Annotated in this window: 26 protein-coding genes; 16 read left to right on the forward strand and 10 right to left on the reverse strand. The window is 64.0% G+C overall.

The features are described from left to right. Nucleotides 1-12 precede the first annotated feature (12 nt). Nucleotides 13-492: a hypothetical protein gene (locus F3H41_RS13165; RefSeq protein ID WP_149739141.1), complete on the reverse strand. Its 480-nt coding sequence runs from the start codon at nt 490-492 to the stop codon at nt 13-15. Nucleotides 493-761: 269 nt separating this feature from the next. Here F3H41_RS13165 and ppa point away from each other — a divergent pair, with 269 nt between their 5' ends. Further along, nucleotides 762-1,301, forward strand: coding sequence for an inorganic diphosphatase (gene ppa, locus F3H41_RS13170; RefSeq protein ID WP_149739142.1), 540 nt, complete (start codon nt 762-764; stop codon nt 1,299-1,301). A gap of 32 nt (nt 1,302-1,333) precedes the next feature. On the opposite strand, the gene F3H41_RS13175 is transcribed toward ppa, so the two are convergent. From F3H41_RS13175 to hemC, 8 genes are all read right to left on the reverse strand, one after another. Continuing rightward, complete coding sequence (locus F3H41_RS13175; protein ID WP_244616182.1) at nt 1,334-1,666, reverse strand: DUF167 family protein; 333 nt, start codon at nt 1,664-1,666, stop codon at nt 1,334-1,336. Beyond that, nucleotides 1,663-1,959, reverse strand: a complete 297-nt coding sequence (locus tag F3H41_RS13180; protein ID WP_149739143.1) for a YggT family protein — start codon at nt 1,957-1,959, stop codon at nt 1,663-1,665. Before F3H41_RS13180 ends, F3H41_RS13175 begins: the two co-directional genes overlap by 4 nt. Nucleotides 1,960-2,100: 141 nt before the next feature. Further along, nucleotides 2,101-2,871: a glutamine amidotransferase gene (locus F3H41_RS13185; RefSeq protein ID WP_149739144.1), complete on the reverse strand. Its 771-nt coding sequence runs from the start codon at nt 2,869-2,871 to the stop codon at nt 2,101-2,103. A gap of 20 nt (nt 2,872-2,891) precedes the next feature. After that, on the reverse strand, nt 2,892-3,374 hold the full coding sequence (locus F3H41_RS13190) for a TerB family tellurite resistance protein (RefSeq protein WP_149739145.1): 483 nt from the start codon (nt 3,372-3,374) through the stop codon (nt 2,892-2,894). A 9-nt stretch (nt 3,375-3,383) separates the two neighbouring features. After that, nucleotides 3,384-5,081, reverse strand: a complete 1,698-nt coding sequence (locus F3H41_RS13195) for a heme biosynthesis protein HemY (protein WP_149739146.1) — start codon at nt 5,079-5,081, stop codon at nt 3,384-3,386. Nucleotides 5,082-5,090: 9 nt separating this feature from the next. Further along, entirely contained in the window at nt 5,091-6,404 is a 1,314-nt protein-coding gene (locus tag F3H41_RS13200; RefSeq protein ID WP_149739147.1) for a COG4223 family protein, read from the reverse strand. Nucleotides 6,405-6,491: 87 nt separating this feature from the next. Beyond that, nucleotides 6,492-7,253 (reverse strand): uroporphyrinogen-III synthase, encoded by a 762-nt coding sequence (locus F3H41_RS13205; RefSeq protein ID WP_149739148.1) that lies wholly within the window; start codon nt 7,251-7,253, stop codon nt 6,492-6,494. A gap of 4 nt (nt 7,254-7,257) precedes the next feature. Further along, on the reverse strand, nt 7,258-8,187 hold the full coding sequence (hemC, locus tag F3H41_RS13210; protein ID WP_149739149.1) for a hydroxymethylbilane synthase: 930 nt from the start codon (nt 8,185-8,187) through the stop codon (nt 7,258-7,260). An 84-nt stretch (nt 8,188-8,271) separates the two neighbouring features. Between hemC and tsaD the strand changes: the two genes are divergently transcribed. From tsaD to F3H41_RS13235, 5 genes are read left to right on the forward strand one after another with little or no spacing between them, the layout of a single operon-like run. Further along, complete coding sequence (gene tsaD, locus F3H41_RS13215; RefSeq protein WP_149739150.1) at nt 8,272-9,369, forward strand: tRNA (adenosine(37)-N6)-threonylcarbamoyltransferase complex transferase subunit TsaD; 1,098 nt, start codon at nt 8,272-8,274, stop codon at nt 9,367-9,369. Beyond that, nucleotides 9,369-10,358, forward strand: a complete 990-nt coding sequence (locus F3H41_RS13220) for an NAD(P)H-dependent glycerol-3-phosphate dehydrogenase (protein WP_149739202.1) — start codon at nt 9,369-9,371, stop codon at nt 10,356-10,358. Before tsaD ends, F3H41_RS13220 begins: the two co-directional genes overlap by 1 nt. Before the next feature lie 36 nt (nt 10,359-10,394). Beyond that, complete coding sequence (locus F3H41_RS13225; RefSeq protein WP_149739151.1) at nt 10,395-10,688, forward strand: YciI-like protein; 294 nt, start codon at nt 10,395-10,397, stop codon at nt 10,686-10,688. Nucleotides 10,689-10,693: 5 nt separating this feature from the next. After that, nucleotides 10,694-11,128 (forward strand): EVE domain-containing protein, encoded by a 435-nt coding sequence (locus tag F3H41_RS13230; RefSeq protein ID WP_149739152.1) that lies wholly within the window; start codon nt 10,694-10,696, stop codon nt 11,126-11,128. Nucleotides 11,129-11,159: 31 nt separating this feature from the next. Next, entirely contained in the window at nt 11,160-11,807 is a 648-nt protein-coding gene (locus tag F3H41_RS13235) for a methyltransferase (RefSeq protein WP_149739203.1), read from the forward strand. 15 nt (nt 11,808-11,822) lie between these two features. Here F3H41_RS13235 and F3H41_RS13240 read toward each other — a convergent pair whose 3' ends face one another. Beyond that, entirely contained in the window at nt 11,823-12,206 is a 384-nt protein-coding gene (locus F3H41_RS13240) for a hypothetical protein (protein ID WP_149739153.1), read from the reverse strand. 353 nt (nt 12,207-12,559) lie between these two features. On the opposite strand from F3H41_RS13240, the gene sdhC reads away from it, so the two are divergent. The 10 genes from sdhC (at nt 12,560) to F3H41_RS13290 (ending at nt 24,422) form a co-directional block, all read left to right on the forward strand. Continuing rightward, nucleotides 12,560-12,952 carry a succinate dehydrogenase, cytochrome b556 subunit gene (sdhC, locus tag F3H41_RS13245; RefSeq protein ID WP_149739154.1) on the forward strand — a complete coding sequence of 131 codons (393 nt, stop codon included), beginning with the start codon at nt 12,560-12,562 and terminating at the stop codon, nt 12,950-12,952. A gap of 15 nt (nt 12,953-12,967) precedes the next feature. Continuing rightward, a complete protein-coding gene (sdhD, locus tag F3H41_RS13250; RefSeq protein ID WP_149739155.1) occupies nt 12,968-13,348 on the forward strand; it encodes a succinate dehydrogenase, hydrophobic membrane anchor protein in 381 nt (126 codons plus the stop codon). 7 nt (nt 13,349-13,355) lie between these two features. Beyond that, nucleotides 13,356-15,197: a succinate dehydrogenase flavoprotein subunit gene (gene sdhA, locus F3H41_RS13255; protein WP_149739156.1), complete on the forward strand. Its 1,842-nt coding sequence runs from the start codon at nt 13,356-13,358 to the stop codon at nt 15,195-15,197. Nucleotides 15,198-15,212: 15 nt separating this feature from the next. After that, a complete protein-coding gene (locus F3H41_RS13260; RefSeq protein ID WP_149739157.1) occupies nt 15,213-15,992 on the forward strand; it encodes a succinate dehydrogenase iron-sulfur subunit in 780 nt (259 codons plus the stop codon). Nucleotides 15,993-16,124: 132 nt separating this feature from the next. Then, entirely contained in the window at nt 16,125-16,673 is a 549-nt protein-coding gene (locus F3H41_RS13265) for a protease inhibitor Inh/omp19 family protein (protein ID WP_149739158.1), read from the forward strand. A gap of 107 nt (nt 16,674-16,780) precedes the next feature. Continuing rightward, nucleotides 16,781-17,953: a cell division protein ZapE gene (zapE, locus tag F3H41_RS13270; RefSeq protein WP_149739159.1), complete on the forward strand. Its 1,173-nt coding sequence runs from the start codon at nt 16,781-16,783 to the stop codon at nt 17,951-17,953. Nucleotides 17,954-18,125: 172 nt separating this feature from the next. Then, entirely contained in the window at nt 18,126-19,088 is a 963-nt protein-coding gene (gene mdh, locus F3H41_RS13275; protein WP_149739160.1) for a malate dehydrogenase, read from the forward strand. A 30-nt stretch (nt 19,089-19,118) separates the two neighbouring features. Next, complete coding sequence (sucC, locus tag F3H41_RS13280) at nt 19,119-20,312, forward strand: ADP-forming succinate--CoA ligase subunit beta (RefSeq protein ID WP_149739161.1); 1,194 nt, start codon at nt 19,119-19,121, stop codon at nt 20,310-20,312. Nucleotides 20,313-20,329: 17 nt separating this feature from the next. Continuing rightward, nucleotides 20,330-21,232: a succinate--CoA ligase subunit alpha gene (gene sucD, locus F3H41_RS13285; RefSeq protein WP_149739162.1), complete on the forward strand. Its 903-nt coding sequence runs from the start codon at nt 20,330-20,332 to the stop codon at nt 21,230-21,232. A gap of 193 nt (nt 21,233-21,425) precedes the next feature. Beyond that, complete coding sequence (locus tag F3H41_RS13290) at nt 21,426-24,422, forward strand: 2-oxoglutarate dehydrogenase E1 component (RefSeq protein WP_149739163.1); 2,997 nt, start codon at nt 21,426-21,428, stop codon at nt 24,420-24,422. Nucleotides 24,423-24,454 lie beyond the last annotated feature (32 nt).

The raw sequence follows: 24,454 nt of genomic DNA on the forward strand, positions 1-24,454 counted from the left end.
GTCGGCCCGCTTTTACTCCGGCAAATGGCGGGAAGGCTCTCCGGCGGTCTCGCCGCGCAGGCCATGATAGGCGGGTGTGTCGACCCCGCATCGGAAATCCGCGGCGAGGGCATCGGCGGTGTCACGCGCCAACTGGTTGGCATCGGCGTTTGCGAGCGCATCGACGAAGCCAACCATGCAGCCCTTTTCGCCCTTTCCGGCAGCGACGCGCGAAATCACCAGAACCTGCCCGCGGCGTTTGGGATCGACTTCGCCCGTTTCCGGGCTGATATTGTCGAGAAACCAGCGCAGAATCGCAGCCTTCGTGCGACCATCGGCATCGATGCGCCATTCGATTTTTGTCCCGATCGTGTTGAAGGGGCTGAAGGTCTCGAAACCCTCGTCGATATAGCTTTGTGGCACGGTACCATAGAAGACCGACAGGCGCAGGTCGCCCTCTTTCACATAGACAGGCAGACCCTCCAGCCCGGTGCATTTCTGGCTGGAGCCCATGCCGTCTTCGATTGACAGCGTCGTGCACGCCGAGGTGTCAAGCGCGGTATAGCGGCTTTCGCTGGCAGATGCGGCGGGGACAGCGCACAGTGAAACGAAAAGAGATGCGCTGATGGCGGCGAATGTTCTTCGAACTTTCGGTGTTTGGCCCGGCCTGCGTCTCATGACCCGCACCCATTTTTACCTTGTCGACGAAAGTGATGTTGCGTCCGTGACCATTTCGCTCTATCGGACAGGCAGTTCTTACAGCCCCCTTCTTGAGGACCATCATGCGTATTGATGCAATTTCCATCGGCAAAAATCCACCGGAAGATATCAACGTCATCGTCGAGGTCCCGGTTGGCGGCCATCCGATCAAGTACGAAATGGACAAGGAAGCCGGTACGCTGATCGTCGATCGCTTCCTCTATACTCCGATGACCTATCCGGGGAACTACGGTTTCGTGCCGCACACGCTTTCGGATGACGGCGACCCGATCGACGTGCTGATCGCAAGCACCCGTCCGCTCGTTCCGGGCTGTGTCATCAACGTGCGCCCGATCGGCGTGATGATGATGGAAGACAATTCGGGCAAGGACGAAAAGATCGTTGCCGTGCCGAGCTATCACCTCACCAAGCGCTACGACAAGGTGAAGGAATACACCGACCTGCCGGAAATCACCGTGCAGCAGATCGAGCACTTCTTCGAGCACTACAAGGATCTGGAGCCCGGCAAGTGGGTGAAGGTTTTCGGCTGGCGCGGCGTTGACGTAGCCAAGCAGCTCATCGTCGAAGCAATCGAGCGCGCCAAGGCCGAAAAGGCCAAGTAAGGCCTCAGTCTCGAAGCCGGCTTTGCCAGCCATCAGGCCCGTGCGAAATGGGCCTCATAGACCTTTTTGAAGCGCTCCGGATCGGCCTCGATCCGGAGCGTTTTCAGTCTTGAGGTCTCGCCGGACTGAACGCGGATAGCGCTTTTCGGCGTGTCGAAGGTTTTTGACAGGAGAAGAATGAGGGCGGCGTTTGCCCTGCCCTTTTCCGGCGGTTCGGCGACACGCGCCTTCAAATAGACGGTACCGGCGGCATCGCGCTCCACACCCTCGATCTTCGACCGACCGCCGCCTGGCGTCAGCCGGACGGTAAGGCGCAGATGGTCGGCATGGACCGTCAGGGCGTCGAGCGGATTTGGCTGGGTCACATGCCGAGAAGCGCGGGGGCGATCGTCGTGTTGAGCAGCATCTGGATGAAGTAGAGGATGACCAGCACGACGAGCGGCGAGAGATCGACGCCGCCCATATCCGGAAGGATGCGGCGGATCGGCCGGTAGAGCGGCTCCGTCAACTGGTAGAGCGAGCGGCCAATCATGTTGATCGCCTGATTGTTCACGTTGATGACGTTGAACGCATAGAGCCAGGAGAAGATGGCCGATGCGATGATCAGGAACCAGGCAATGTTGATAATGAAGTTCAAGGTGGCGATGACCGCGAGCATGCGCTTCTCCAAATCGTTCGGTGCATGACATGTAGACATTGCCGGCGCGAGCGGCAAGTCCGCGTGCCAAGGCGGCTTGGAGGATGTTTAACGCGCGGTGGCCGGCTCGTTCGCCGACGCCCTGGTTGGCGTGGGTTATCGTCAGCCTCCGACGGCTGAAAATTGGGCTTTCTGCCGTTGGAGGGACTGGGGTTTGAGCATGGATTCGGCTTCGCGCAGGAAGACCAGTTCCAGAAATCCCTCCATCCAGCGCCTGAGCGCCGCGTCATAGAGAAAACGCCCGTCGAGATGCTGACGGCCGACCTGGGCATTCGGAAGGTCGAAGCGGTGGGCGCCGTGAACCACCCAGCGGTGCATCATGGCCCGCGTTAATTCGCCGTGAAACTGGATGCCCCAGGCATTCCCGCCGATGCGAAAGGCCTGGTTGGGATAGGTCTCACCTGTGGCCAGAAGCTCTGCACCCTGCGGCAGGTCGAAACCCTCGCGATGGAAATGGTAGACCATGTCCGGCCAGTCCATCAGCGCGGTTCCGGCGGGCGTGGGCGCGAGCGGATACCAGCCGATCTCCGTGAGACCCTCGACATGCGGGGCCACGGTCCCACCGAGCGTCTTGACCAGCATCTGCGCGCCGAGACAGATGCCAAGATAGGGCTTGTTTTCCTTCAGCGGGATTTCGATCCAGTCGATTTCCCGGCGCACGTAGTCTTCCGGATCGTTGGCGCTCATCGGGCCGCCGAAGATCACCGCACCGGCATGGTCCGCCAGCGTCTTCGGCAGGGGATCACCCAAGACCGGGCGGCGGATGTCGAGGGGGAAACCTTTCTCCGTCAGGATCTGCCCGACGCGGCCGGGGCTGGATCGCTCCTGGTGGAGGATAACGAGGATGGGTTTCAGGGCAGGCCTTTCAGGCATTCCGTGCTCCGGTTGACCGGTCAAGTCGTTTGAGTCTTCTCGTCCTCAACGTGCAATTTCGATGCCACCTGCTGGCGCTGCACGATCCGGTCGCGGCCGGACACGCCCAGAAGGTCGGCGATGCGCCACAGGGCATGGTCCTCCAGCTCGCTGCGCGAGCCATCGGCGTAGACGATTTCCCAGAGCATGCCCACCAGTTCGATCTTCTGTTCATCATCAAGGCTGCGATTAAGCATGGTGGTGAAATGGTAGAAGTCGATGGCTTCCTTTTCCGCCCGCTCGCCGGCTGCAATCAGCGCGTCCAGCATGGCGTCATCGAGATCGTAATGCTCGCGCATGACGTCGCGCAGCGTCTTGCGCTCGGCTTCCATAATCTGGCCGTCCGCCTCCATCACCTGCATGCTGAGGGCGATGACGGCGATCCGGGGATCATCCTTGGTAAAGCTCGGTCCGGTGCCAGGGCGGGTGAGCCCATCGATGAAGCTGCGCAGGCGATCGAACATTTACTATCCTCAGTAGAGCCGGGTGGCGGCTTTTTCTTCTGCCTGCGGGTCGCGCACGCCCGGATCATCCGGGGGGCGCCCAAAGAAGGGATCGACCAACTCGCCCTCACCGGCGAGGGCTGGTGCTTTCGCAGTGTCGGCTGGTTTCGCCACCGGTGCGGTTGCGGCCTTGACGGGCACGACCTTTGCCGGCTTCTCGACCACGGCGACGGGTTCCGGCACAGCCGGCGCTGCCTTCACTGCAACCGGCTTCTCGGCAGCGGACGCGGCGGGCTTCTCGGCGGCAGACGTGGCGGGGGTCGCGATGATGGTCGTGGGTGCCTTCTGCGGTTCCGCGGCCGGCTGCATGGGCTTTTCCGCCGGCTTGACGGGCGGCAGGCTGCGGATCGCGGCTTCCGCGTCGATGACGTCACCGCCGGCGGGGAGGACGGGCGTCTTCCACTCGAAGGCGTCAAGGCGGCCGGTCACGGGCGAGACGGGCTGCCAATCGCCGCTTGCCACGCCATCGGCGATCCAGGTGGCGTCGCGCGGGGCCTTGAGGGCCTGGCTCATCCAGTGCCGGATGCGGGCGACGTCACCGGTTTCGGCTTCCTCGATATCGGCAAGCAGCAGGAAGGCTTCCTCGCTCGGCGCCATGCGGGCGGCGGCTTCGGCCTTGGCGCGGGCGGTGGCGAATTCGCGGGCATCGAGCGCGGCGGAGGCGGTCGTCAGCAGGGAGACCGGATTGTTGGGCCGAATGGTCTCCAGCTTGGTGGCGCGCTTCAGGCGGTCCAGAGCGCTGTCGCCGCTGCGGGCGCGCACATAGAGCCTGGCGATCTCGGGATGGGCTTCTTGCTTCCAGGCCTTTTCGAGGATCGCGGCCCCCTTGCGCAGATTGTCCTCGCGAAGATAGGCCTTGGCGGCCAGCAGCGCGGCCGGCACGAAGCCGTCCGAGAGCTTCAGCGCTGTCTGGGCGTCGTCACGGGCGCCGCGCGGGTCGGCCTCAAGGCGGGCGCGGGCGCGGGCGGTGAGCAGCACAGCCTTCTTCCGCTCGGCTTCCTTGCGGTCGATGACGTGGGCGGCGCGGATCTGGTCGATGAGATGAACCGCCTCATCCCAGGCGCCGGCCTGGCTCTTGTGGTCGAGCGTGGCGAGCGCCGCCCAGGCAAGGTGCGGAGCATTTGCCGCCGCGCGCTCGGCATATTGACGGGCGGCCTCGGTGGCGCCAAGGCGGCTTGCTTCAAGATAAAGGCCGCGCAGGCCAAGCTCGCGGGTTTCCGGATCGTCCGCCATTTGCTCGAATTTGCGGCGCGCATCGTCGTAGCGGCCTTCGATGAGGGCTGTCTGGGCTTCCAGCAGATGGATGAGCGGTTCCTGATCGGCGCGGATGAGGCCGCGGGCGCGCACGGTCATTTTCCGGGCAAGCGTCGCATCGCCGGCACCGGCGGCAATCAGGCCGGTGGAGAGGGCCTGGTAGCCACGGTCGCGCTTGCGGGCACGGAAGTAGCGCGTGATGGTGTGCGGCGAGGCCATCAGCGTGCGCACCAGCCATATCGCAAAGAAGATCAGCGCCACAAGCGCCACGAGCACCGTCGCGGCCACCAGCAGCGACATTTCGATGCGCATGCCCATCCAGATGACGGAGAGCTCGCCTGGACGGTCGGCCAGCCAGGCAAAGCCGCTGCCGAGGGCGAGGATGACGAGGACAAAGACGAGAATGCGGATCATGGTTCGTCCTCAACCCTGGTTGCTGGTGGTGACCGGTGCGGCCACGGCGCTGTCAATGGCAGCTTCCACGGCAATGCGGCGGTCGAGCTTGCGGCGGAAATCGGCGCCGGCCGTCTTGGCGGCTTCCGGCAGGGTGTCCCATTCCAGCGCGGCGGCCTTGAGGTCGCCGTTGGTCAGGGCGCGCTCGATGCGGGCGACGGCTGCATCCGGACCATCGCCGGCGACGTCGCCGACCGGGCGGATGCGCACCGCCGATGCGGCACTGTCGAGCAGGCGGCCGAAGACGCCCTGGTTGGGATCGCGCTGGCGCACGGCATCGAGCATCGCATCGGCAACGGCCGGGAAGGCGTCGATGAGATCGGCGCGGGTCGCAACGCCGCCTTGCGCGTCCTCGCTGAGAGGAGCGATGGCGGGATCATCGGGCGCGACGGACTTGAAGGCATCGAGTTCGGCAAGATAGGGGCCGCCGCGATCGATCGCGGTCTTGAGCGCCGTGACGGCAACGGCGCGGGCAAGGCGCGTCTCGGCCGTCGGCTCGGCCAGCTTTTTCTCGATGGTGTCAAGGCGGGTTGTGAGATCGCTGCGGGCCGAATCGGCAGAGCCGGTGCTCGCCTGAAGGCTGGCGACGGCAGCTGAGAGATCGGCAAGCTGTTGGTTCAGCGGTGCGAGATCGACGCTTTGCGTTTCCGTCGTCTTCTGCTCAAGGGCGGCGAGGCGTTGTTCCACGGGGGCAAGATCGGCCGGAGCGCCCTGATTTGCGGACTTCAGGCTTTCAACCTCGGCCTGAAGGGCTGTGAGCGCTTCGCTGTCGGCTTCACGCGGCGCGAGCGAGGGCAGGACCCCGGCATATTGCAGGCCGCCGGCGGCGACCAGTACGACGAGGCCGCCGAGAATGCCGGCCGCGAGCGCGCCGCTAGTCGAAGTGCCGGAGGGCTTGTGGGTCGCGGCGGGCCCGGATGTAGGCGTCGCGGTCTCTGCCCGGGCCGGTGACGGTTCTTCGCCGAAAGCGGCCGCCGCATCGGCGGCGGCATCGCGCGGCCGATCGGACGGCGTGTCGGCCACATCCGCGGCTGTTGTGGGCGCATCCTCGACACGGCTGCTCTCCAGTGTTGCCGTGGAGGCCTCGGCTTGCTCTGGCATGGCCTGCGTCGACAGGGGATCGGCCTGCGGCTTTTCCGGCGCGGTCAGTGCCGGCTCGCCTGCATCCTTGCCGCCGTCCGTGTCCACATCGGCCTTCACCACGGGATCGGCGCTCAGGTCGATCGTCGTCGGTTGCTCGTTGCTCTCGCCCGGCTTGCGGCGTGACGGTGGTTTGGAGGCCATGATTGTCTTCCCGTTTCCGTTCCTTGAGACAAACTAGTCACCGGGCGGCAGGAGGAAAAGGGCCGATCGGCAAATTCAATCGAAAGCTCAAGCAAGGGTGGCAAGAAGCAGGTCTTCATCCGGCCGCGCAGGCGGCTCGGCGACGCTCAGCGTCGCAGGCAGAACGCCGGCAATGGCAGGGCTGAGCGGGTGCCATGTCATCTGCCGTGAAAGGTCCGACAGGATGTCGCCCTGGAGAAGGGTAATGAGCGCTCTCGCGGTTTCGCCGGAATAGACGAGCACGGCTTGCGGCACCGAGGATGACAGCCGCGCCTCGACGGCTGCCCGCTCATAATCGAGCGGCTGCATCGTGTAGCAAACGGCGACCGAGAGGGGGATGCCAGCGGCGCAAAGGGCATCTTCGAGCCCGCGGGCGCGCGGACGACCGGCCAGATAGATCACGCCGGCCGATGCCTGCGGGGCGCGAGCGATTGCAGCGGCAAGATCGGCGCCATTTCCCTCGCCGGTCACGATGTCGCGAAAACCGAGGGATTTCGCCATCGCGGCCGTGGCCTGTCCCACGGCGAAGAGCGGGCGTGACAGATGCGGAACGAGGGCCTCGCCGAGGCTTTCCAGTGCCCGCAGTGCTTCGGCGCTGGTGACGGCGATGACGCAGGGTGGCGAAGAGGGTTGGCCACCGGCTTGTGATGCGCCGCGCCGGGCGGAGCTGCCGTTGAGGGCGCGCAGGGCCGCCTGGGGATCGTGACGGGCGCGGGACAGCGGCAGCAGGATCGGGACATGGCCGAGCGCCACCAGCTTTTCCGCCGTCCTCGTGGCAGCGGGCTCGGGCCTTGTGACGAGGACGCGCATGCGATCAGGACCAGTTCTCGAAGAAGGCGGTTCCAGCTGCGGCTCTCACCCTTTCTCCGGCCATGGCGCCGATCGCCTCGGCTTTGCCCGCCGGCCCCTCGCCGGAGACCCTGTGGCTTTGTTTGCCGTCCGGCGACAGGATCATGCCGGAGAAGGTGATGTGTCCCCCCTCGGCGCGGGCAAGGCCGGCAATGGGGGTGCGGCAGGAGCCGTCGAGCGCCCCTAGGAAGGCGCGTTCGCAGGTGACGGCGGCAAAGGTCTCCGCGTCGTTGATGGCGGCAAGGAGATCGTTGACGACAGAATTGTCGGTGCGGCTTTCGATGCAGATCGCACCCTGCGCCGGGGCGGGCGGGAAGCGCTCGGGATCCAGCAGTTCCGTCACCACCTCCGCCTTGTTGAGGCGCCGAAGCCCCGCATAGGCCAAGAGCGTTGCATCCACCTGCCCCTCGGCCAGCTTGCGCAGGCGCGTATCGACCAGGCCGCGATAGGTGATGACCTCGATATCGGGCCTCAGGCTGCGGATGAGGGCCTGCCGCCGCAGGGAGGAAGAGCCGATGACGGCGCCGCGCGGCAGTTCCATCAGCGTTTGCGCCATGCGACCAATGAAGGCGTCGCGCACATCCTCGCGCGGCAGATAGGCCGAGAGCACGAGGCCTTCCGGCAGGCGGGTCGGCATGTCCTTGGAGGAGTGCACGGCAAAATCGAGGTCGCCGGACAGAAGCTTGTCTTCAAGCTCCTGCGTGAAGAGACCCTTGCCGCCGATCTCCGACAAGGCCCGGTCGGTGATGCGGTCGCCGGCGGTCGACATCACGACGATCTCGAACATCTCCTGCGGCAGCGCGTGGGCGGCCATCAGGCGGTCGCGGGTCTCGTGGGCCTGGGCAAGCGCCAGCGGGCTGCCACGCGTGCCGATGCGGAAAGGTTTTGTTTGCATCCATGCGCATCCATTGTTACCGGATGACCTGTACCGGCCTTTGACGGCCTCCGCAATGTGTCCGACTGCTCAGGGTCAAACCCCATGACCGCGCCCCTCACCCTTCTCGGAATCGAGACCAGTTGCGACGAGACCGCAGCCGCGATCGTGCGCCGGTTTCCCGATGGTCGCGGCGATATTCTGGGCGAGACGGTGCTGAGCCAGCTCGAAGAACACAGCGCCTATGGCGGCGTCGTCCCGGAGATCGCGGCACGCGCCCATGTGGAGGCACTCGACACGCTGATCGAGGAGGCGCTGCTGCGTGCCGACATGCGCCTTGCCGACGTCGATGCCATTGCCGCCACCTCCGGTCCCGGACTCATTGGCGGGCTGATCGTTGGCCTGATGACGGGCAAGGCGCTGGCGCTGGCCACCGGCAAGCCTCTCTATGGCATCAATCATCTCGAAGGCCATGCGCTGACGGCGCGGCTGACCGACGGGCTCGACTTTCCCTTCCTGATGCTCCTTGTTTCCGGTGGCCACACGCAGTTGGTGCTGGTGCGCGGTGTCGGGGACTACGAGCGCTGGGGCACGACCATCGACGATGCCTTGGGCGAGGCCTTCGACAAGACCGCCAAGCTGATTGGCCTTCCCTATCCCGGCGGCCCGGCGGTGGAGCAGGCGGCGCGGACCGGCGATCCAGAGCGTTTCTCCCTGCCCCGCCCAATGGTTGGCGAGGCGCGGCTCGATTTCTCCTTTTCCGGTCTGAAGACCGCCGTTCGGCAGGCGGCCGAAAGCGTCGCGCCCCTGACAGAGCAGGATGTCGCCGATATCTGCGCCTCCTTCCAGAGCGCCGTGGCGCGCACCCTCAAGGACCGCATCGGCCGCGGACTGGATCGCTTTCGTGAGCGTTACGGTTCGGCCGTGCCGCAGCCGGCGCTGGTCGTTGCCGGCGGCGTTGCGGCCAATACGGTGCTGCGCGCCATGCTGTCGGATCTGTGCAGCGCGAAACGCTTCCGCTTCGTCGCGCCGCCGATCCGCCTTTGCACCGACAATGCCGTGATGATCGCCTGGGCCGGTGCCGAGCGGATGGCCTGCGGCTTGCAGGCCGATAGTCTCGATGTGGCGCCGCGTTCGCGCTGGCCGCTGGATGCCGAGGCGGTTGCGCTCGTCGGTTCCGGGCGGCGGGGGGCAAAGTCATGATGGTGCCGCGGGACGATATCGTCGTCATCGGTTCCGGCGCCTTCGGCACGGCTCTGGCAAGCGTCGCGGCCTTGACGGGACGGGCGCCGGTGACGCTGCTCTGCCGCCGGCCGGAGGTTGCGGATACATTGACCGATAGCCGGCTCAATGAAAGGGCACTGCCCGGCACCCGGTTGCCCGATGCGCTCGCCGTCTCGTCCGATCCTGCCGTGCTGGGTCGGGCTGGGACGGTGCTGTTTGCCATGCCGTCGCAGGCGCATGCCGAGGCGGCTTCCGTCTATGGTCCGTATCTGCGGCCAGGTTCGGTCATCGTTACCTGCGCCAAGGGGCTGGAGAAGACGACCTCGCGGCTTTTGACGGCCGTGCTGGAGGCCGGGCTGCCCGGCCATCCGGTCGCGGCGCTCTCGGGCCCCGGCTTTGCCGCCGACATAGCGCGCGGCCTGCCGACGGCCATGGTGGTGGCGGCCGAGGAGGCGCGGCTGGCGGCTTCGCTCGCCGTTGCGCTCTCCGGTCCCACCTTTCGCCTCTATGCCTCGACGGACCGGATCGGCGTGCAACTCGGTGGTGCGCTGAAGAACGTGCTGGCGATTGCCTGTGGCATCGTCGAGGGCGCGGGGCTCGGCGAATCGGCGCGCGCGGCGCTCATTTCCCGTGGTCTTGCGGAATTGTCGCGTTTCGTGGCGGCCGAGGGCGGAGAGGCGGAGACGGTCAGCGGACTTTCCGGGCTCGGCGACCTCGTGCTGACGGGCACGTCGCACCAGTCGCGCAACCTTCGTTTCGGCATCGCGCTGGGGCGGGGCAGGGGCGCCAGCGCCTCCGGCGGCGATCTGGTCGAGGGCGCCTTTACCGCCTCCGTCGCTGCGGCCGCGGCGCGCCGGCTTGGCATCGACCTGCCGATCACCGCAGCCGTCGCCGATATCATCGAGGGGCGCCTTGATGTGCGCACCGCGCTCGAACAACTCATGTCCCGCCCGATCCGCGAGGAGTGACCGGCGGGTCATCCTTATCCCTCAACGGAGGCTTCCATGCTCTACGCTCTTTTGTGCACCGACCGTCCCGACAGCCTGCAACTGCGGCTCGACACACGCCCGGACCACGTCGCCTTCCTCAACGATCTCAACGAGAAGGGAATCCTCAAGATGGCCGGCCCCTTCCTCAATGACGAGGGCAAGCCGATGGGGAGCCTTGTCATCGTCGAGGCCGAGAACAAGGAAGCGGCCGCGGCCCTCGGTGCTGGGGATCCCTATGCCAAGGCCGGGCTTTTCGCCGCCGTCGAGGTGAAGGCCTTCAATTGGGTCTTCAACAAGCCCGAGGCATAATGGACATGGCAAATTTCTGGCTCTACAAGTCCGAGCCCTTCAAGTGGTCCTGGCAGATGCAGAAGGATGCTGGCGCCGAAGGCACCGAATGGACCGGCGTGCGCAACTATCTCGCCCGCAACAACATGCGTGCCATGCAGATCGGCGACAAGGGCTTCTTCTACCATTCCAACGAGGGCCTGGAGGTTGTCGGGATCACCGAGGTCTGCGCCCTCAGCCACCCCGATTCGACCGCCGAGGGCGATCTACGCTGGGACTGCGTGGACATCCGCGCCGTGGCGGATATGCCGAAGCCGGTCTCGCTGAAGGACATCAAGGCCAATCCGAAGCTGGAAAACATGTCGCTCGTGACCTCCATGCGCCTGTCGGTGCAGCCGGTGACGGAGGAGGAATATCTTGAAGTCTGCCGCATGGGCGGGCTCGACAATCCACCGCGCTGACCGCGCTGCGAATTACGGGCGAGGGCAGGCGGTGAAGACGGATCCTGAACGCTTCATTCTCGACAACACCGCCATCCTGATGCCGCCGCATGTGCCGGAAATCCGGCTGCATCTCGCCAGCGAAGCCCATGATCTGTGGCTGAAGACCGAGGAGGAACTGGATGAGATCGGCCTGCCACCGCCCTTCTGGGCCTTCGCCTGGGCCGGCGGGCAGGGGCTAGCGCGTTACGTGCTCGACCATCGCGAGGTGGTGGCCGGGCGGCGCGTCTTCGATCTGGCGACGGGTTCGGGCCTTGTGGCGATCGCCGCGCGTCTTGCCGGTGCGTGCGCCGTGACGGCCTGCGATATCGATCCCTGGGCGGGAACGGCGGTGCGGCTGAACGCCGCCCTCAATGGCGCCGATCTCGTCTTCTGCGGCGAGGACCGGGTGGGGCAGCCGCTCGATACCGATGTGCTGCTGGCCGGGGATGTCTTCTACGACAAGGGCTTTGCCAATCTTCTCGTGCCGTGGTTCACGGCCCTGACGGCGGCCGGGGTGACCGTCATCGTCGGCGATCCCGGCCGCAGCTATTGTCCGCGCGACCGGCTTGAGGTGCTCGCCACCTACAGCGTTCCGGTCTCCCGGGCGCTGGAGGACAGCGAGGTCAAGAAAACCACCGTCTGGCGGTTTCGCGGCTGACGGGCCGCTCGAGGGTCAGGGTCTCACCACGCAGACGCCAGCTTCGTAGGAGCAGGCACTGCGATTGGCCGATGGCGTGACGTGGATGATCTTTGCGGCGTCGTTCTTTTCAACGATGGGAACGCCCGCCCGGGGCCATGCGCCCCTGTTGTGATCGACCTGGATGTAGACGCCGTTGCCGGGAATGCGTACGGCCGACAATCCGCCCGTGTAGGTACCGATGCCCGGTACGACGCTCGGCAGGCCGTTGCCGCCATGGATCGGTTGCTGGGTTTGGCTGAAAGGTCCGCCGGAGAAGCGGTATCCGCCATCGGTGCTTCGGTCGCCCCGGCCGCCGTACCCGTCACCGTAGTCGCCGGCCATGGCCAAGGGGGCCGCGGCAAGGAGGCCGGCGGCCAAGAACGTTGCTAATCCTTTTGTTGCATATCCTGCGACAGATTTTCCCACCATTGTCGAACCTCCGGGGCATGTTAACCCTTTATTAACCCGGAAGATGGCCCTCTTTGTTCCCGATGTCACGGATTCGGCAGGGATTTCGGTTCTTAACGTTAATTGGGAGCCCGCAATGGCGCATCACTTGCTGCACCGCGAGAGGGCAAGCCGATTTAATCGATTTTGCTTCCCGGACGGACTTGTCGTTGAAACTTCCGGGGATTAAAGCTCCGCAATGAAAATAAGGCACAATTGGGTGCATGGCCGGATAGACTGCGTCGCAGACAGGCGCGCTTAGCCGGCAATACCGTGAGGTTCAGATGACGAATGTCACCAAAGGCCGGCCTCTCTCGCCGCATCTTCAAATCTACAAGCCGATCCCGACCATGGTCATGTCGATTCTGCACCGCATCACCGGCGGAGCCCTCTACGTCGGCACCATCCTCGTTGCCTGGTGGCTGGTTGCCGCCGCTTCCGGCGAGGCCTATTACGACTGGGTGAGTTGGGCTTTCGGCACCTGGATCGGCCGTCTGGTTCTCTTCGGCTACACCTGGGCACTCGTGCATCACATGCTGGGCGGTCTTCGCCACTTCATGTGGGACATGGGGCACGGCTATGAGAAGCATTTTTCGACCAAACTCGCCAAGGCCACGCCCGTCGCCTCGATTGCTCTCACGCTGGTGATCTGGATCATCGGCTATGCCGTACGCTGACCGGGGAGACCTCTGATGGATATGCGCACACCTCTCGGCAAGGTTCGTGGCCTCGGCTCTGCCAAGGACGGGACGGAGCACTTCTGGCGCCAGCGCCTGACGGCCGTTGCCAATGTTCCGCTTCTGACTTTCTTCGTGATCTTCGTCGTCATGTATGCCGGCGCGCCCTATGCCGAGGTCCGTGCGGCGCTTGCCCACCCGCTGGTCGCGGTCATCATGGGCCTCGTGGTGATTTCCGGCCTCATTCACATGAAGCTCGGCATGCAGGTGATCATCGAGGACTACGTGCATGGCGAGGGCGGCAAGATCCTTCTTCTCATGCTCAACACCTTCTTCGCGGTTCTGATCGGCGGGCTCTGTCTTTTCGCCGTTCTGAAGATCGCCTTCGCAGGATAAGCGCGCCATGGCATCGAATACCTCGCCCAACATCAACGGCAAGGCCTACACCTACGTCGATCACGCCTTTGACGTGGTCGTCGTCGGTGCCGGCGGTGCCGGTCTTCGCGCCACGCTCGGCATGGCCGAGCAGGGTCTGAAGACGGCCTGCATCTCCAAGGTCTTTCCGACGCGCTCGCACACGGTCGCCGCCCAAGGCGGCATCGCGGCGTCTCTGACCAACATGACGCCGGACTGCTGGCAGTGGCACCTCTACGACACCGTCAAGGGTTCCGACTGGCTCGGCGACGTCGATGCCATGCAGTATCTCGCCATGGAAGCGCCGAAGGCGGTCTACGAGCTCGAGCATTACGGCGTGCCCTTCTCGCGCACCGAAGACGGTCGCATCTACCAGCGCCCCTTCGGCGGCCACATGCAGAATTACGGTGCCGGTCCGCCGGTGCAGCGCACCTGCGCCGCGGCCGACCGCACGGGCCATGCGATCCTGCATACGCTCTATGGCCAGTCGCTGCGCAACAACGCCGAATTCTTCATCGAGTATTTCGCGCTCGATCTCATCATGTCCGATGACGGACGCTGCACCGGCGTCGTGGCGTGGAACCTTGATGACGGCACCATTCACCGCTTCTCGGCCAAGATGGTCGTGCTGGCGACGGGCGGCTATGGCCGCGCCTACTTCTCCGCCACGTCGGCGCACACCTGCACCGGCGATGGCGGCGGCATGATCGCGCGTGCCGGCCTGCCGCTCCAGGACATGGAATTCGTGCAGTTCCACCCGACGGGCATCTACGGCGCCGGCTGTCTCATCACGGAAGGCGCGCGAGGGGAAGGCGGCTATCTCGTCAACTCCGAAGGCGAGCGCTTCATGGAGCGTTATGCGCCGTCCGCCAAGGATCTCGCCTCGCGTGACGTCGTCTCGCGCTGCATGACGCTGGAAATCCGCGAAGGCCGCGGTGTGGGCAAGAACAAGGACCACATCTTCCTGCATCTCGACCACCTCGATCCGGCCGTTCTGCACGAGCGCCTTCCGGGCATCTCGGAAAGCGCCAAGATCTTCGCCGGCGTCGACGTGACGCGCGAGCCGATCCCGGTTCTGCCGACCGTTCACTACAATATGGGCGGCATTCCCACGAACTACTGGGGCGAAGTGCTGAATGCGGATGCCAACAATCCCGAGCGACTGTCGCCCGGCCTGATGGCGGTCGGTGAAGCCGGCTGCGCCTCGGTGCACGGGGCCAACCGCCTCGGCTCCAATTCGCTGATCGACCTCGTGGTCTTCGGCCGCGCCGCCGCCATCCGCGCCGGCCAGGTCATCGACCGCAACGAGGCGATCCCGGCGATCAACGAAGCCTCGTGCGCGCGCATCATGGACCGGTTCGATCGCTTGCGTCACGCTTCCGGCTCGACGCCGACCGCGGTGCTGCGCGAGAAGATGCAGCGGGCCATGCAGGAAGACGCCGCCGTGTTCCGCACGCAGGAATCGCTCGAAAACGGTTGCCAGCGCCTTTCGGCCATCTGGAAGGAACTGCCCGATATCAAGGTCACCGACCGCTCGATGGTCTGGAACTCCGATCTTGTGGAAACGCTGGAGCTGGAAAACCTGATGGCCAACGCCATCACGACCGTCTACGGCGCGGAAGCCCGCAAGGAAAGCCGCGGCGCCCATGCCCGCGAGGACTACAAGGACGGCCCCTTCGCCGGCCGCGACGACGAGAACTGGCGCAAGCACACGCTGGCCTGGGTGAACGAGACCGGCGACGTCAAGCTGGAATACCGCCCCGTCCATACCGACCTGATTGCCGACGGCATCGATCCGCACAAGATCGAGCCAAAGGCGCGCGTGTATTGATCGGAGGATTCACAGATGGTTGAACTCGCTCTACCCAAGAATTCGCAGATCACCGAAGGCAAGGTCTGGCCGAAGCCGGCAGGCGCGACGAATATTCGCGAATACAAGGTCTATCGCTGGAATCCGGATGATGGCCAGAATCCGCGCATCGACACCTATTTCATCGATATCGATGATTGCGGCCCGATGGTGCTCGACGGTCTGCTTTACATCAAGAACAAGATCGACCCGACGCTGACGCTGCGCCGGTCCTGTCGCGAGGGGATCTGCGGGTCCTGCGCGATGAACATCGATGGCACCAACACGCTTGCCTGCACCAAGGGCATGGACGAGGTGAACGGCACGGTGAAGATCTATCCGCTGCCGCACATGCCGGTCGTCAAGGATCTTGTGCCTGACCTTACCAACTTCTATGCCCAGCATCGCTCGATCGAGCCCTGGCTGAAGACGGTGTCGCCGACGCCGGCAAAGGAATGGCGCCAGAGCCATGAGGATCGCCAGAAGCTCGACGGCCTTTACGAGTGCATTCTGTGCGCCTGCTGCTCGACCTCGTGCCCGAGCTATTGGTGGAACGGGGACCGCTATCTCGGCCCGGCCGTGCTGCTGCAGGCCTATCGCTGGCTGATCGACAGTCGTGACGAAGCCAAGGGTGAGCGCCTCGATAATCTCGAGGATCCCTTCCGCCTCTATCGCTGCCACACGATCATGAATTGTGCCCAGGCCTGTCCGAAGGGCCTTAATCCGGCCAAGGCGATCGGCGAAATCAAGAAGATGATGGTCGAGCGCCGCGTCTGACGCGGGCGTCGCCTTCTTGCCACAACCGCGCAAAGAAATGGCCGTATCTCAACACCGGCCATTTCAAAGCAATGATTCGCTCTATATTGCTGCGCAGTAATGGTCAGGATGCGGAAAATCGGGAGTTTGGAAATGCAGCTTCTTCGTGTTGCAGCAGGTCTGTTGGCGGTGACGGCGATCGCCGGTTGCCAGCGCACGGGCATGAACGATTTCGCAGCCTCCAACAATCAGCCCTACCAGCCAGCGCCGTTGCAGGCGCAGCCTGTTCCCGGCGTCCAATCTAGCCAGCTGCCGGACCCGACCGTGGGTGCCAATGCCTCGCAGTTCCCCGCGGCGCCGGTGACGGCCACGACGACCATGCCGGGCCAGGCGGCCAATGTCGAAGTGGCGGCTAATGCCCTCGACGTGAAGAAAGAAGGCATGGTCGGAAACTGGCGCGTCAGCAATGGCGGCACGTCCTGCGACATGTTCCTGACGCTGACCAATCTCGGCTCCGGCTCGCGCGGCGGCACGCGCGGCTGCGTCGGTGAATTGACGACAATGGGATCGTGGGAAGTGGCTGGCAAGCAGGTCGTGCTGAAGGACCGCAGCGGCAATCCGATCGGCCGCGTCTTCAAGACTGCCGACAACCGCTTCGACGGCCAGACCAATTCCGGTCAGCCGCTGAGCCTCAGCCGCTGACCATCCCGCGCCGCCCGTTCCTGCGGCGGCCGTCGCGACCGTTTCCCGGCAGGTTCCTCGACGGGCCTGCGCCGGTCGCGCTCTCCAAGGCGGAGTGCCGATAGCGGATGCCCAATCCCCAGTCCCTCGTGACCCAGAAGCTCGAACGTCTCGTGGCCGAGGGGGCGCTCACGCGCGATCCCGTACAGTTTGCTATCGCCCGCCGCTTCGACGGCCTGATCGATGCGCTTGCGCAAAGCCGGGCGGAGAGAAAGTCGAATGCGCTTGGCTGGCTGTTTGCGCGGCGCAAATCCGACCAGGCGCCGACGCGCGGACTTTACATTCATGGTGGTGTCGGGCGTGGCAAGACCATGCTGATGGACATGTTCTTCGAAGCCGTACCAATCAAGCGCAAGCGGCGGGCGCATTTCCACGAATTCATGGGCGATGTGCATGCGCGCATCAATCGCCATCGCCAGAAGCTCAAGGCCGGGGAGACGAGCGAGGCGGATCCGATGCCGCCTGTTGCGGCCGAGTTGATGGCAGAGGCGCGCCTCGTCTGCTTCGACGAGTTCACGGTCACGGATATTGCCGACGCAATGATCCTGTCCCGGCTCTTCGGCGAACTCTTCAAGCGGGGCTGCGTGCTCGTCGCAACTTCTAACGTTGCGCCCGACGATCTCTACCGTGACGGGCTGAACCGCAGCCTCTTCACGCCATTCATCGGCCTCCTGAAGCAGTACACGGATGTTGTGGCCGTGGAGTCCGAGACCGACTATCGCATGGAAAAGCATGTGGAGGTGCCGGTCTGGTCGTTTCCGCTGGGGCCTGAGGCGGATGGCAACATGCAGCGCGCCTTCGAGCGGGAAACGGCCGGCAAGACGGCGGCGCCGGCCAGCATCGCGCATCGCGGGCGCTCGATCGCCGTGCCGCTCGCCGTTGGCGACGTCGCCCGGTTCACCTACAAGGACCTGTGCGAGGCGCCGCTCGGCGCGTCCGACTACCTGGCGATCCTCGATCACTATCACACGATCTTCATTGACCATGTGCCATATATGGGCCCGGAGCGACGCAACGAAACGAAGCGGTTCATCCTGTTGATCGATACGCTTTACGACCGTCGCGCCCGGCTCTTCGCATCGGCTGTCTCCTCTCCATTCGAGCTCCTGACGGCCCGCAACGGAACGGAAGGTTTCGAGTTTGACCGGACGGTTTCGCGGCTGACCGAGATGCAAAGCCGGGATTACGAAGCAGAAGCTGCCGCAGCACGGACTCTGAATAGTCATGATTATTCGGAATAATTCTTACGTTTACGTAAGATAATTAGCTTCTAAACGATTGAATTTTCTCATCTCCAAAGTAGTGGTTGAATTTTTATCTGTGGAAGGCTAATCCCTTGCGCCGAAAGGCTTGGCGCAGGCGCATCCTGCCGTCGTCCGGCCTCGAACAAAGTCGGGTCCAAAGGAACACGTCATGGCGCGCAAGAAGATCGCACTTATTGGTTCGGGAATGATTGGTGGAACGCTGGCGCATCTCGCCGGCCTGAAGGAACTCGGCGACATCGTCCTGTTCGACATCGCCGACGGCGTGCCGCAGGGCAAGGGCCTCGACATCGCCCAGTCCTCCCCCGTCGAAGGCTTCAACGCCAACCTGACCGGTGCGAGCGATTACGCTGCCATCGAAGGCGCTGACGTGTGCATCGTCACCGCCGGCGTTGCCCGCAAGCCCGGCATGAGCCGTGACGACCTGCTCGGCATCAACCTCAAGGTCATGGAACAGGTTGGCGCCGGCATCAAGAAGTATGCCCCGAACGCCTTCGTCATCTGCATCACCAACCCGCTCGACGCGATGGTCTGGGCGCTGCAGAAGTTCTCCGGCCTGCCGAAGAACATGGTGGTCGGCATGGCCGGCGTGCTCGACTCCGCTCGCTTCCGCCTGTTCCTCTCCCAGGAATTCAACGTTTCCGTTCAGGACGTGACCGCCTTCGTTCTCGGCGGCCATGGCGACACGATGGTACCGCTTGCGCGCTATTCCACGATCGCCGGCATTCCGCTGACCGATCTCGTCACCATGGGCTGGGTCACCAAGGAGCGTCTCGAAGAGATTATCCAGCGCACCCGTGACGGCGGCGCCGAGATCGTCGGCCTCCTGAAGACCGGTTCGGCCTACTATGCGCCGGCCGCTTCCGCCATCGAGATGGCCGAGTCCTACCTCAAGGACAAGAAGCGCGTTCTGCCCTGCGCCGCCTACCTCTCTGGCCAGTATGGCGTCAACGACATGTATGTCGGCGTCCCCACGATCATCGGTGCCGGCGGTGTCGAGCGCATCATCGAGATCAACCTCAACAAGGCCGAGGAAGAAGCCTTCCAGAAGTCTGTCGGCGCTGTGCAGGGCCTGTGCGAGGCCTGCGTCACCATCGCCCCGGCGCTGAAGTAATTTTCCCCGCTCTCAAGCAGGAACGATCCCATGAACATTCATGAATATCAGGCCAAGGCTCTTCTGAAGGGCTACGGCGCACCGGTCGCGCAGGGCGTGGCCATTCTCAAGGTCGAGGAAGCGGAGGCTGCCGCAAAGCAGCTTCCGGGTCCGCTCTACGTGGTCAAGAGCCAAATCCATGCCGGCGGCCGCGGCAAGGGCAAGTTCAAGGAACTTGGCCCCGACGCCAAGGGCGGCGTTCGCCTTGCAAAGTCAATCGAGGAAGTCGTGGCGCACGCCAAGGACATGCTCGGCAACACGCTGGTGACGGCCCAGACTGGCGAAGCCGGCAAGCAGGTCAACCGTCTCTACATCGAAGACGGCGCCGACATTGCCCGCGAACTCTATTGCTCGCTGCTGGTCGACCGCTCCGTCGGCAAGGTGGCCTTCGTGGTTTCCACCGAAGGCGGCATGGACATCGAGGCGGTCGCCCACGACACGCCCGAGAAGATCCACACGATCGCCATCGACCCGGAAACGGGCGTCACGGCTGACGACGTCGCCAGGATCGCCTCGGCGCTGGCGCTCGAAGGGGTTGCTGTCGAAGATGCCAACGCGCTCTTCCCGGCGCTCTACAAGGCCTTCAATGAGAAGGACATGGCCCTTCTCGAAGTCAACCCGCTGATCGTCATGCAGGATGGCCATCTGCGCGTTCTCGACGCCAAGATGTCCTTCGACGGCAACGCGCTGTTCCGCCACGACGACGTCAGGGCGCTGCGCGACGAGACCGAGGAAGACGCCAAGGAAATTGAGGCTTCCAAGTGGGATCTCGCCTACGTCGCTCTCGACGGCAACATCGGCTGCATGGTCAATGGTGCGGGTCTTGCCATGGCGACGATGGACATCATCAAGCTCTACGGCAAGGAGCCGGCAAACTTCTGCGACGTCGGCGGTGGCGCCGGCAAGGAGAAGGTTGCGGCAGCCTTCAAGATCATCACGGCTGACCCGAAGGTCGAGGGCATCCTCGTCAACATCTTCGGCGGCATCATGAAGTGCGACGTCATCGCCGAAGGTGTCGTCGCTGCGGTTCAGGAAGTCGGCCTCAAGGTTCCGCTCGTTGTCCGTCTCGAAGGCACCAATGTCGAGCTTGGCAAGAAGATCCTGAACGAGTCGGGCCTTGCCATCACGGCGGCCGACGATCTGGACGACGCCGCCAAGAAGATCGTCGCGGCGATCAACGGCTAATTGAGGGACCTGATTTCATGTCGATTCTCGTCAACAAGAACACCAAGGTCCTGGTTCAGGGCCTGACCGGCAAGACCGGCACCTTCCACACCGAACAGGCGCTCGCCTATTACGGCACGCAGATGGTCGGCGGTATCCATCCGAAGAAGGGTGGCGAAAACTGGACCGGCTCGAAGGGTGAAACCCTGCCGATCTTCGCGACCGTCGCGGAAGCCAAGGAAAAGACCGGTGCCGACGCATCCGTGATCTACGTTCCGCCGGCCGGCGCTGCCGACGCGATCATCGAGGCGATCGACGCCGAGATCCCGTTCATCACCTGCATCACCGAGGGTATCCCGGTCATGGACATGGTGCGGGTCAAGGCCAAGCTCGACAAGTCCAAGTCACGCCTGCTCGGCCCCAACTGCCCGGGCATCCTGACGCCGGAAGAATGCAAGATCGGCATCATGCCGGGCTCCATCTTCCGCAAGGGTTCGGTCGGCATTGTTTCCCGTTCAGGAACGCTTACCTATGAAGCCGTGTTCCAGACCTCGAACGAGGGCCTTGGCCAGACGACGGCCGTCGGCATTGGCGGCGACCCGGTCAAGGGTACCGAGTTCATCGACGTGCTCGAGATGTTCCTGGCCGACGAAGCCACGACCTCGATCATCATGATCGGCGAAATCGGCGGCTCGGCCGAAGAAGATGCGGCGCAGTTCCTCATCGACGAAGCCAAGAAGGGCCGCAAGAAGCCGATGGCCGGCTTCATCGCCGGTCGCACGGCGCCGAAGGGCCGTACCATGGGTCATGCCGGTGCTGTCGTTTCGGGCGGCAAGGGCGACGCGGAGTCGAAGATCGCCGCCATGGAAGCGGCCGGCATCAAGGTTTCGCCCTCGCCGGCACGCCTGGGTACCACGCTCGTCGAAGTGCTCAAGGGCTGACACGATCGGGCGAGGCGGGCGTGAAGACGTCCGCTTCGCCATCAATTTGCTTGAAGACGCGGGCACGTGGCCCAGATCGCAAGGGTGGCGCAACAAAAGCCATCCATGAACGATACCGACACATAAACGACCGGGCCGGGTGAGCCGGCATGGACAACAAGTCAGGAGGCGGGCGGCGGCCCGCGAAAACACCATGACACGGCAAGAGGCCAACGAGCAATTCCAGCTGACGTCCTTCCTCGACGGAGCGAACGCCGGCTATATCGAGCAGCTCTATGCGCGCTATCAGGAAGACCCGGGTTCGGTTTCGGGCGAATGGCAATCTTTCTTCCGGGCGCTGCAGGACAATCCGACCGACGTCGTGAAGGCCGCCAAGGGCGCCTCCTGGAAGCGGTCGAACTGGCCGCTGGCGGAAGGCGGCGAACTGGTTTCGGCGCTTGACGGCGACTGGGGCACGGTCGAAAAGGCCGTGGAAAAGAAGATCAAGGCCAAGGCCGAGGAAAAGGCTGCCGTCTCCGGCGCCACGGTCAACCCGGCCGACGTGCTGCAGGCAACGCGCGATTCGGTTCGCGCCATCATGATGATCCGCGCCTATCGCGCCCGCGGTCATCTGCATGCCAAGCTCGACCCGCTCGCGATTGCAGCGCCGGTCGAGGATTATCACGAGCTCTCCCCGTCGAACTACGGGTTCACGGAAGCCGATCTCGACCGCAAGATCTTCATCGACAACGTGCTCGGGCTCGAATACGCGACCGTTCGCGAGATGGTCGAGATCCTCGAGCGCACCTATTGCTCGACGATCGGCGTCGAGTTCATGCACATGTCCAACCCGGAAGAAAAGTCCTGGATCCAGGAGCGTATCGAAGGGCCGGACAAGGGCGTCGGCTTCACGCCCGAGGGCAAGAAGGCGATCCTCCAGAAGCTGATCGAGGCGGAAGGCTTCGAGCAGTTCATCGACGTCAAGTACAAGGGCACCAAGCGCTTCGGTCTCGACGGCGGCGAGAGCCTCATTCCGGCGCTCGAGCAGATCATCAAGCGCGGCGGCCAGCTGGGCATGAAGGAAATCATCTTCGGCATGGCGCATCGTGGTCGCCTGAACGTTCTGACGAACGTGATGGGCAAGCCGCACCGCGCCGTGTTCCACGAATTCAAGGGCGGCTCTTACGCGCCTGACGACGTGGAAGGCTCGGGCGACGTGAAGTACCACCTCGGTGCCTCCTCCGACCGCGAATTCGACAACAACAAGGTTCACCTGTCCCTGACGGCGAACCCCTCGCACCTCGAAATCGTCAATCCGGTCGTGATGGGCAAGGCGCGCGCCAAGCAGGACCAGATGGCGACCGTCTTCGAAGGCGACATCATTCCGCTGCGCGAGCGTGCCAAGGTTCTGCCGCTGCTGCTGCATGGCGACGCGGCCTTCGCTGGCCAGGGCGTCGTGGCTGAAATCCTCGGCCTGTCGGGCCTTCGCGGACACCGCGTTGCCGGCACGATGCACGTCATCATAAACAACCAGATCGGTTTCACCACGAACCCGGCCTTCTCGCGCTCCTCGCCCTATCCGTCTGACGTGGCGAAGATGATTGAGGCGCCGATCTTCCACGTGAACGGCGACGATCCGGAAGCGGTGGTCTATGCGGTCAAGGTCGCGACCGAATTCCGCATGAAGTTCCATAAGCCTGTCGTCATCGACATGTTCTGCTACCGCCGCTTCGGCCACAATGAAGGCGACGAGCCGTCCTTCACGCAGCCGAAGATGTACAAGGTGATCCGCGCCCACAAGCCGGTCGCCCAGATCTATGGCGAGCGGTTGATTGCCGAAGGTCTCATCAGCGAGGGCGACTTCGAGAAGATGAAGGCCGACTGGCGCGCCCATCTGGAGCAGGAATTCGAGGCCGGCCAGTCCTACAAGCCGAACAAGGCCGACTGGCTGGATGGCGCCTGGTCGGGTCTGCGTGTCGCCGACAACCAGGACGAACAGCGCCGGGGCAGGACCTCGGTTCCGATGAAGCAGCTGAAGGAAATCGGTCGCAAACTGTCGACCATTCCGGAAGGCTTCCGCGCCCACCGCACCATCCAGCGCTTCATGGAAAACCGCGCGCAGATGGTCGAGACGGGCGAGGGCATCGACTGGGCCATGGCGGAAGCCTTCGCCTTCGGCACGCTCTGCGTCGAGGGTCACAAGATCCGCCTGTCCGGTCAGGACTGTGAACGCGGCACCTTCTCGCAGCGCCACTCTGTTCTCTACGATCAGGAGACCGAGGATCGCTACATTCCGCTGGCAAACCTTTCGCCGACGCAGGCCCGCTACGAGGTCATCAATTCGATGCTCTCGGAAGAGGCCGTACTCGGTTTCGAATATGGCTATTCGCTGGCCCGCCCGAATGCGCTGACGCTCTGGGAAGCCCAGTTCGGCGACTTCGCCAACGGCGCGCAGGTCGTCTTCGACCAGTTCATCTCGTCGGGCGAACGCAAGTGGCTGCGCATGTCCGGCCTCGTCTGCCTTCTGCCGCACGGCTATGAAGGCCAGGGTCCCGAGCACTCCTCGGCGCGCCTTGAGCGCTTCCTGCAGCTTTGCGCGGAAGACAATATGCAGGTCGCGAACGTCACGACGCCGGCAAACTACTTCCACATCCTGCGCCGGCAGATGAAGCGTGACTTCCGCAAGCCGCTCGTTCTGATGACGCCGAAGTCTCTGCTGCGCCATAAGCGTGCGGTCTCCTCGCTGTCGGAAATGGCCGGCGAGACCTCGTTCCACCGCCTGCTGTGGGACGATGCGGAGGTCATCAAGGACGGCCCGATCAAGCTCCAGAAGGACGCCAAGATCCGCCGCGTCGTGCTGTGCACCGGCAAGGTCTACTACGATCTGCTGGAAGAGCGCGAAAAGCGGGGCATCGACGACGTCTACCTGCTGCGCGTCGAGCAGCTCTATCCGTTCCCGGCCAAGGCGCTCATCAACGAGCTCAGCCGTTTCCGCCATGCGGAGATGGTCTGGTGCCAGGAAGAGCCCAAGAACATGGGTGCCTGGGGCTTTATCGACCCTTATCTCGAATGGGTGCTGGCGCATATCGACGCCAAGTACCAGCGCGTTCGCTACACCGGGCGTCCGGCCGCTGCCTCTCCGGCAACGGGCCTGATGTCAAAGCATCTCGCACAACTCGCGGCCTTCCTGGAAGACGCACTCGGCGGTTGAAGGCGGGGGCACATGTGCCCCCTCCATCGATC

Source organism: Rhizobium sp. RU20A, from assembly GCF_900155885.1.
Classification (GTDB): Bacteria; Pseudomonadota; Alphaproteobacteria; order Rhizobiales; family Rhizobiaceae; genus RU20A.

Bases quoted from the DNA above. Each gene is read 5' to 3' on its own strand.
- mdh (WP_149739160.1), top strand. From the start codon at position 18,126: ATGGCGCGCAAGAAGATCGCACTTATTGGTTCGGGAATGATTGGTGGA.
- ppa (WP_149739142.1), top strand. From the start codon at position 762: ATGCGTATTGATGCAATTTCCATCGGCAAAAATCCACCGGAAGATATC.
- F3H41_RS13290 (WP_149739163.1), top strand. From the start codon at position 21,426: ATGACACGGCAAGAGGCCAACGAGCAATTCCAGCTGACGTCCTTCCTC.
- sucC (WP_149739161.1), top strand. From the start codon at position 19,119: ATGAACATTCATGAATATCAGGCCAAGGCTCTTCTGAAGGGCTACGGC.
- F3H41_RS13220 (WP_149739202.1), top strand. From the start codon at position 9,369: ATGGTGCCGCGGGACGATATCGTCGTCATCGGTTCCGGCGCCTTCGGC.
- F3H41_RS13225 (WP_149739151.1), top strand. From the start codon at position 10,395: ATGCTCTACGCTCTTTTGTGCACCGACCGTCCCGACAGCCTGCAACTG.
- F3H41_RS13265 (WP_149739158.1), top strand. From the start codon at position 16,125: ATGCAGCTTCTTCGTGTTGCAGCAGGTCTGTTGGCGGTGACGGCGATC.
- F3H41_RS13165 (WP_149739141.1), bottom strand. From the start codon at position 492: ATGGGCTCCAGCCAGAAATGCACCGGGCTGGAGGGTCTGCCTGTCTAT.
- F3H41_RS13205 (WP_149739148.1), bottom strand. From the start codon at position 7,253: ATGCGCGTCCTCGTCACAAGGCCCGAGCCCGCTGCCACGAGGACGGCG.
- F3H41_RS13190 (WP_149739145.1), bottom strand. From the start codon at position 3,374: ATGTTCGATCGCCTGCGCAGCTTCATCGATGGGCTCACCCGCCCTGGC.
- tsaD (WP_149739150.1), top strand. From the start codon at position 8,272: ATGACCGCGCCCCTCACCCTTCTCGGAATCGAGACCAGTTGCGACGAG.
- F3H41_RS13200 (WP_149739147.1), bottom strand. From the start codon at position 6,404: ATGGCCTCCAAACCACCGTCACGCCGCAAGCCGGGCGAGAGCAACGAG.
- F3H41_RS13230 (WP_149739152.1), top strand. From the start codon at position 10,694: ATGGCAAATTTCTGGCTCTACAAGTCCGAGCCCTTCAAGTGGTCCTGG.
- sdhC (WP_149739154.1), top strand. From the start codon at position 12,560: ATGACGAATGTCACCAAAGGCCGGCCTCTCTCGCCGCATCTTCAAATC.
- sdhA (WP_149739156.1), top strand. From the start codon at position 13,356: ATGGCATCGAATACCTCGCCCAACATCAACGGCAAGGCCTACACCTAC.
- zapE (WP_149739159.1), top strand. From the start codon at position 16,781: ATGCCCAATCCCCAGTCCCTCGTGACCCAGAAGCTCGAACGTCTCGTG.
- F3H41_RS13260 (WP_149739157.1), top strand. From the start codon at position 15,213: ATGGTTGAACTCGCTCTACCCAAGAATTCGCAGATCACCGAAGGCAAG.
- sdhD (WP_149739155.1), top strand. From the start codon at position 12,968: ATGGATATGCGCACACCTCTCGGCAAGGTTCGTGGCCTCGGCTCTGCC.
- sucD (WP_149739162.1), top strand. From the start codon at position 20,330: ATGTCGATTCTCGTCAACAAGAACACCAAGGTCCTGGTTCAGGGCCTG.
- F3H41_RS13185 (WP_149739144.1), bottom strand. From the start codon at position 2,871: ATGCCTGAAAGGCCTGCCCTGAAACCCATCCTCGTTATCCTCCACCAG.
- hemC (WP_149739149.1), bottom strand. From the start codon at position 8,187: ATGCAAACAAAACCTTTCCGCATCGGCACGCGTGGCAGCCCGCTGGCG.
- F3H41_RS13195 (WP_149739146.1), bottom strand. From the start codon at position 5,081: ATGATCCGCATTCTCGTCTTTGTCCTCGTCATCCTCGCCCTCGGCAGC.
- F3H41_RS13180 (WP_149739143.1), bottom strand. From the start codon at position 1,959: ATGCTCGCGGTCATCGCCACCTTGAACTTCATTATCAACATTGCCTGG.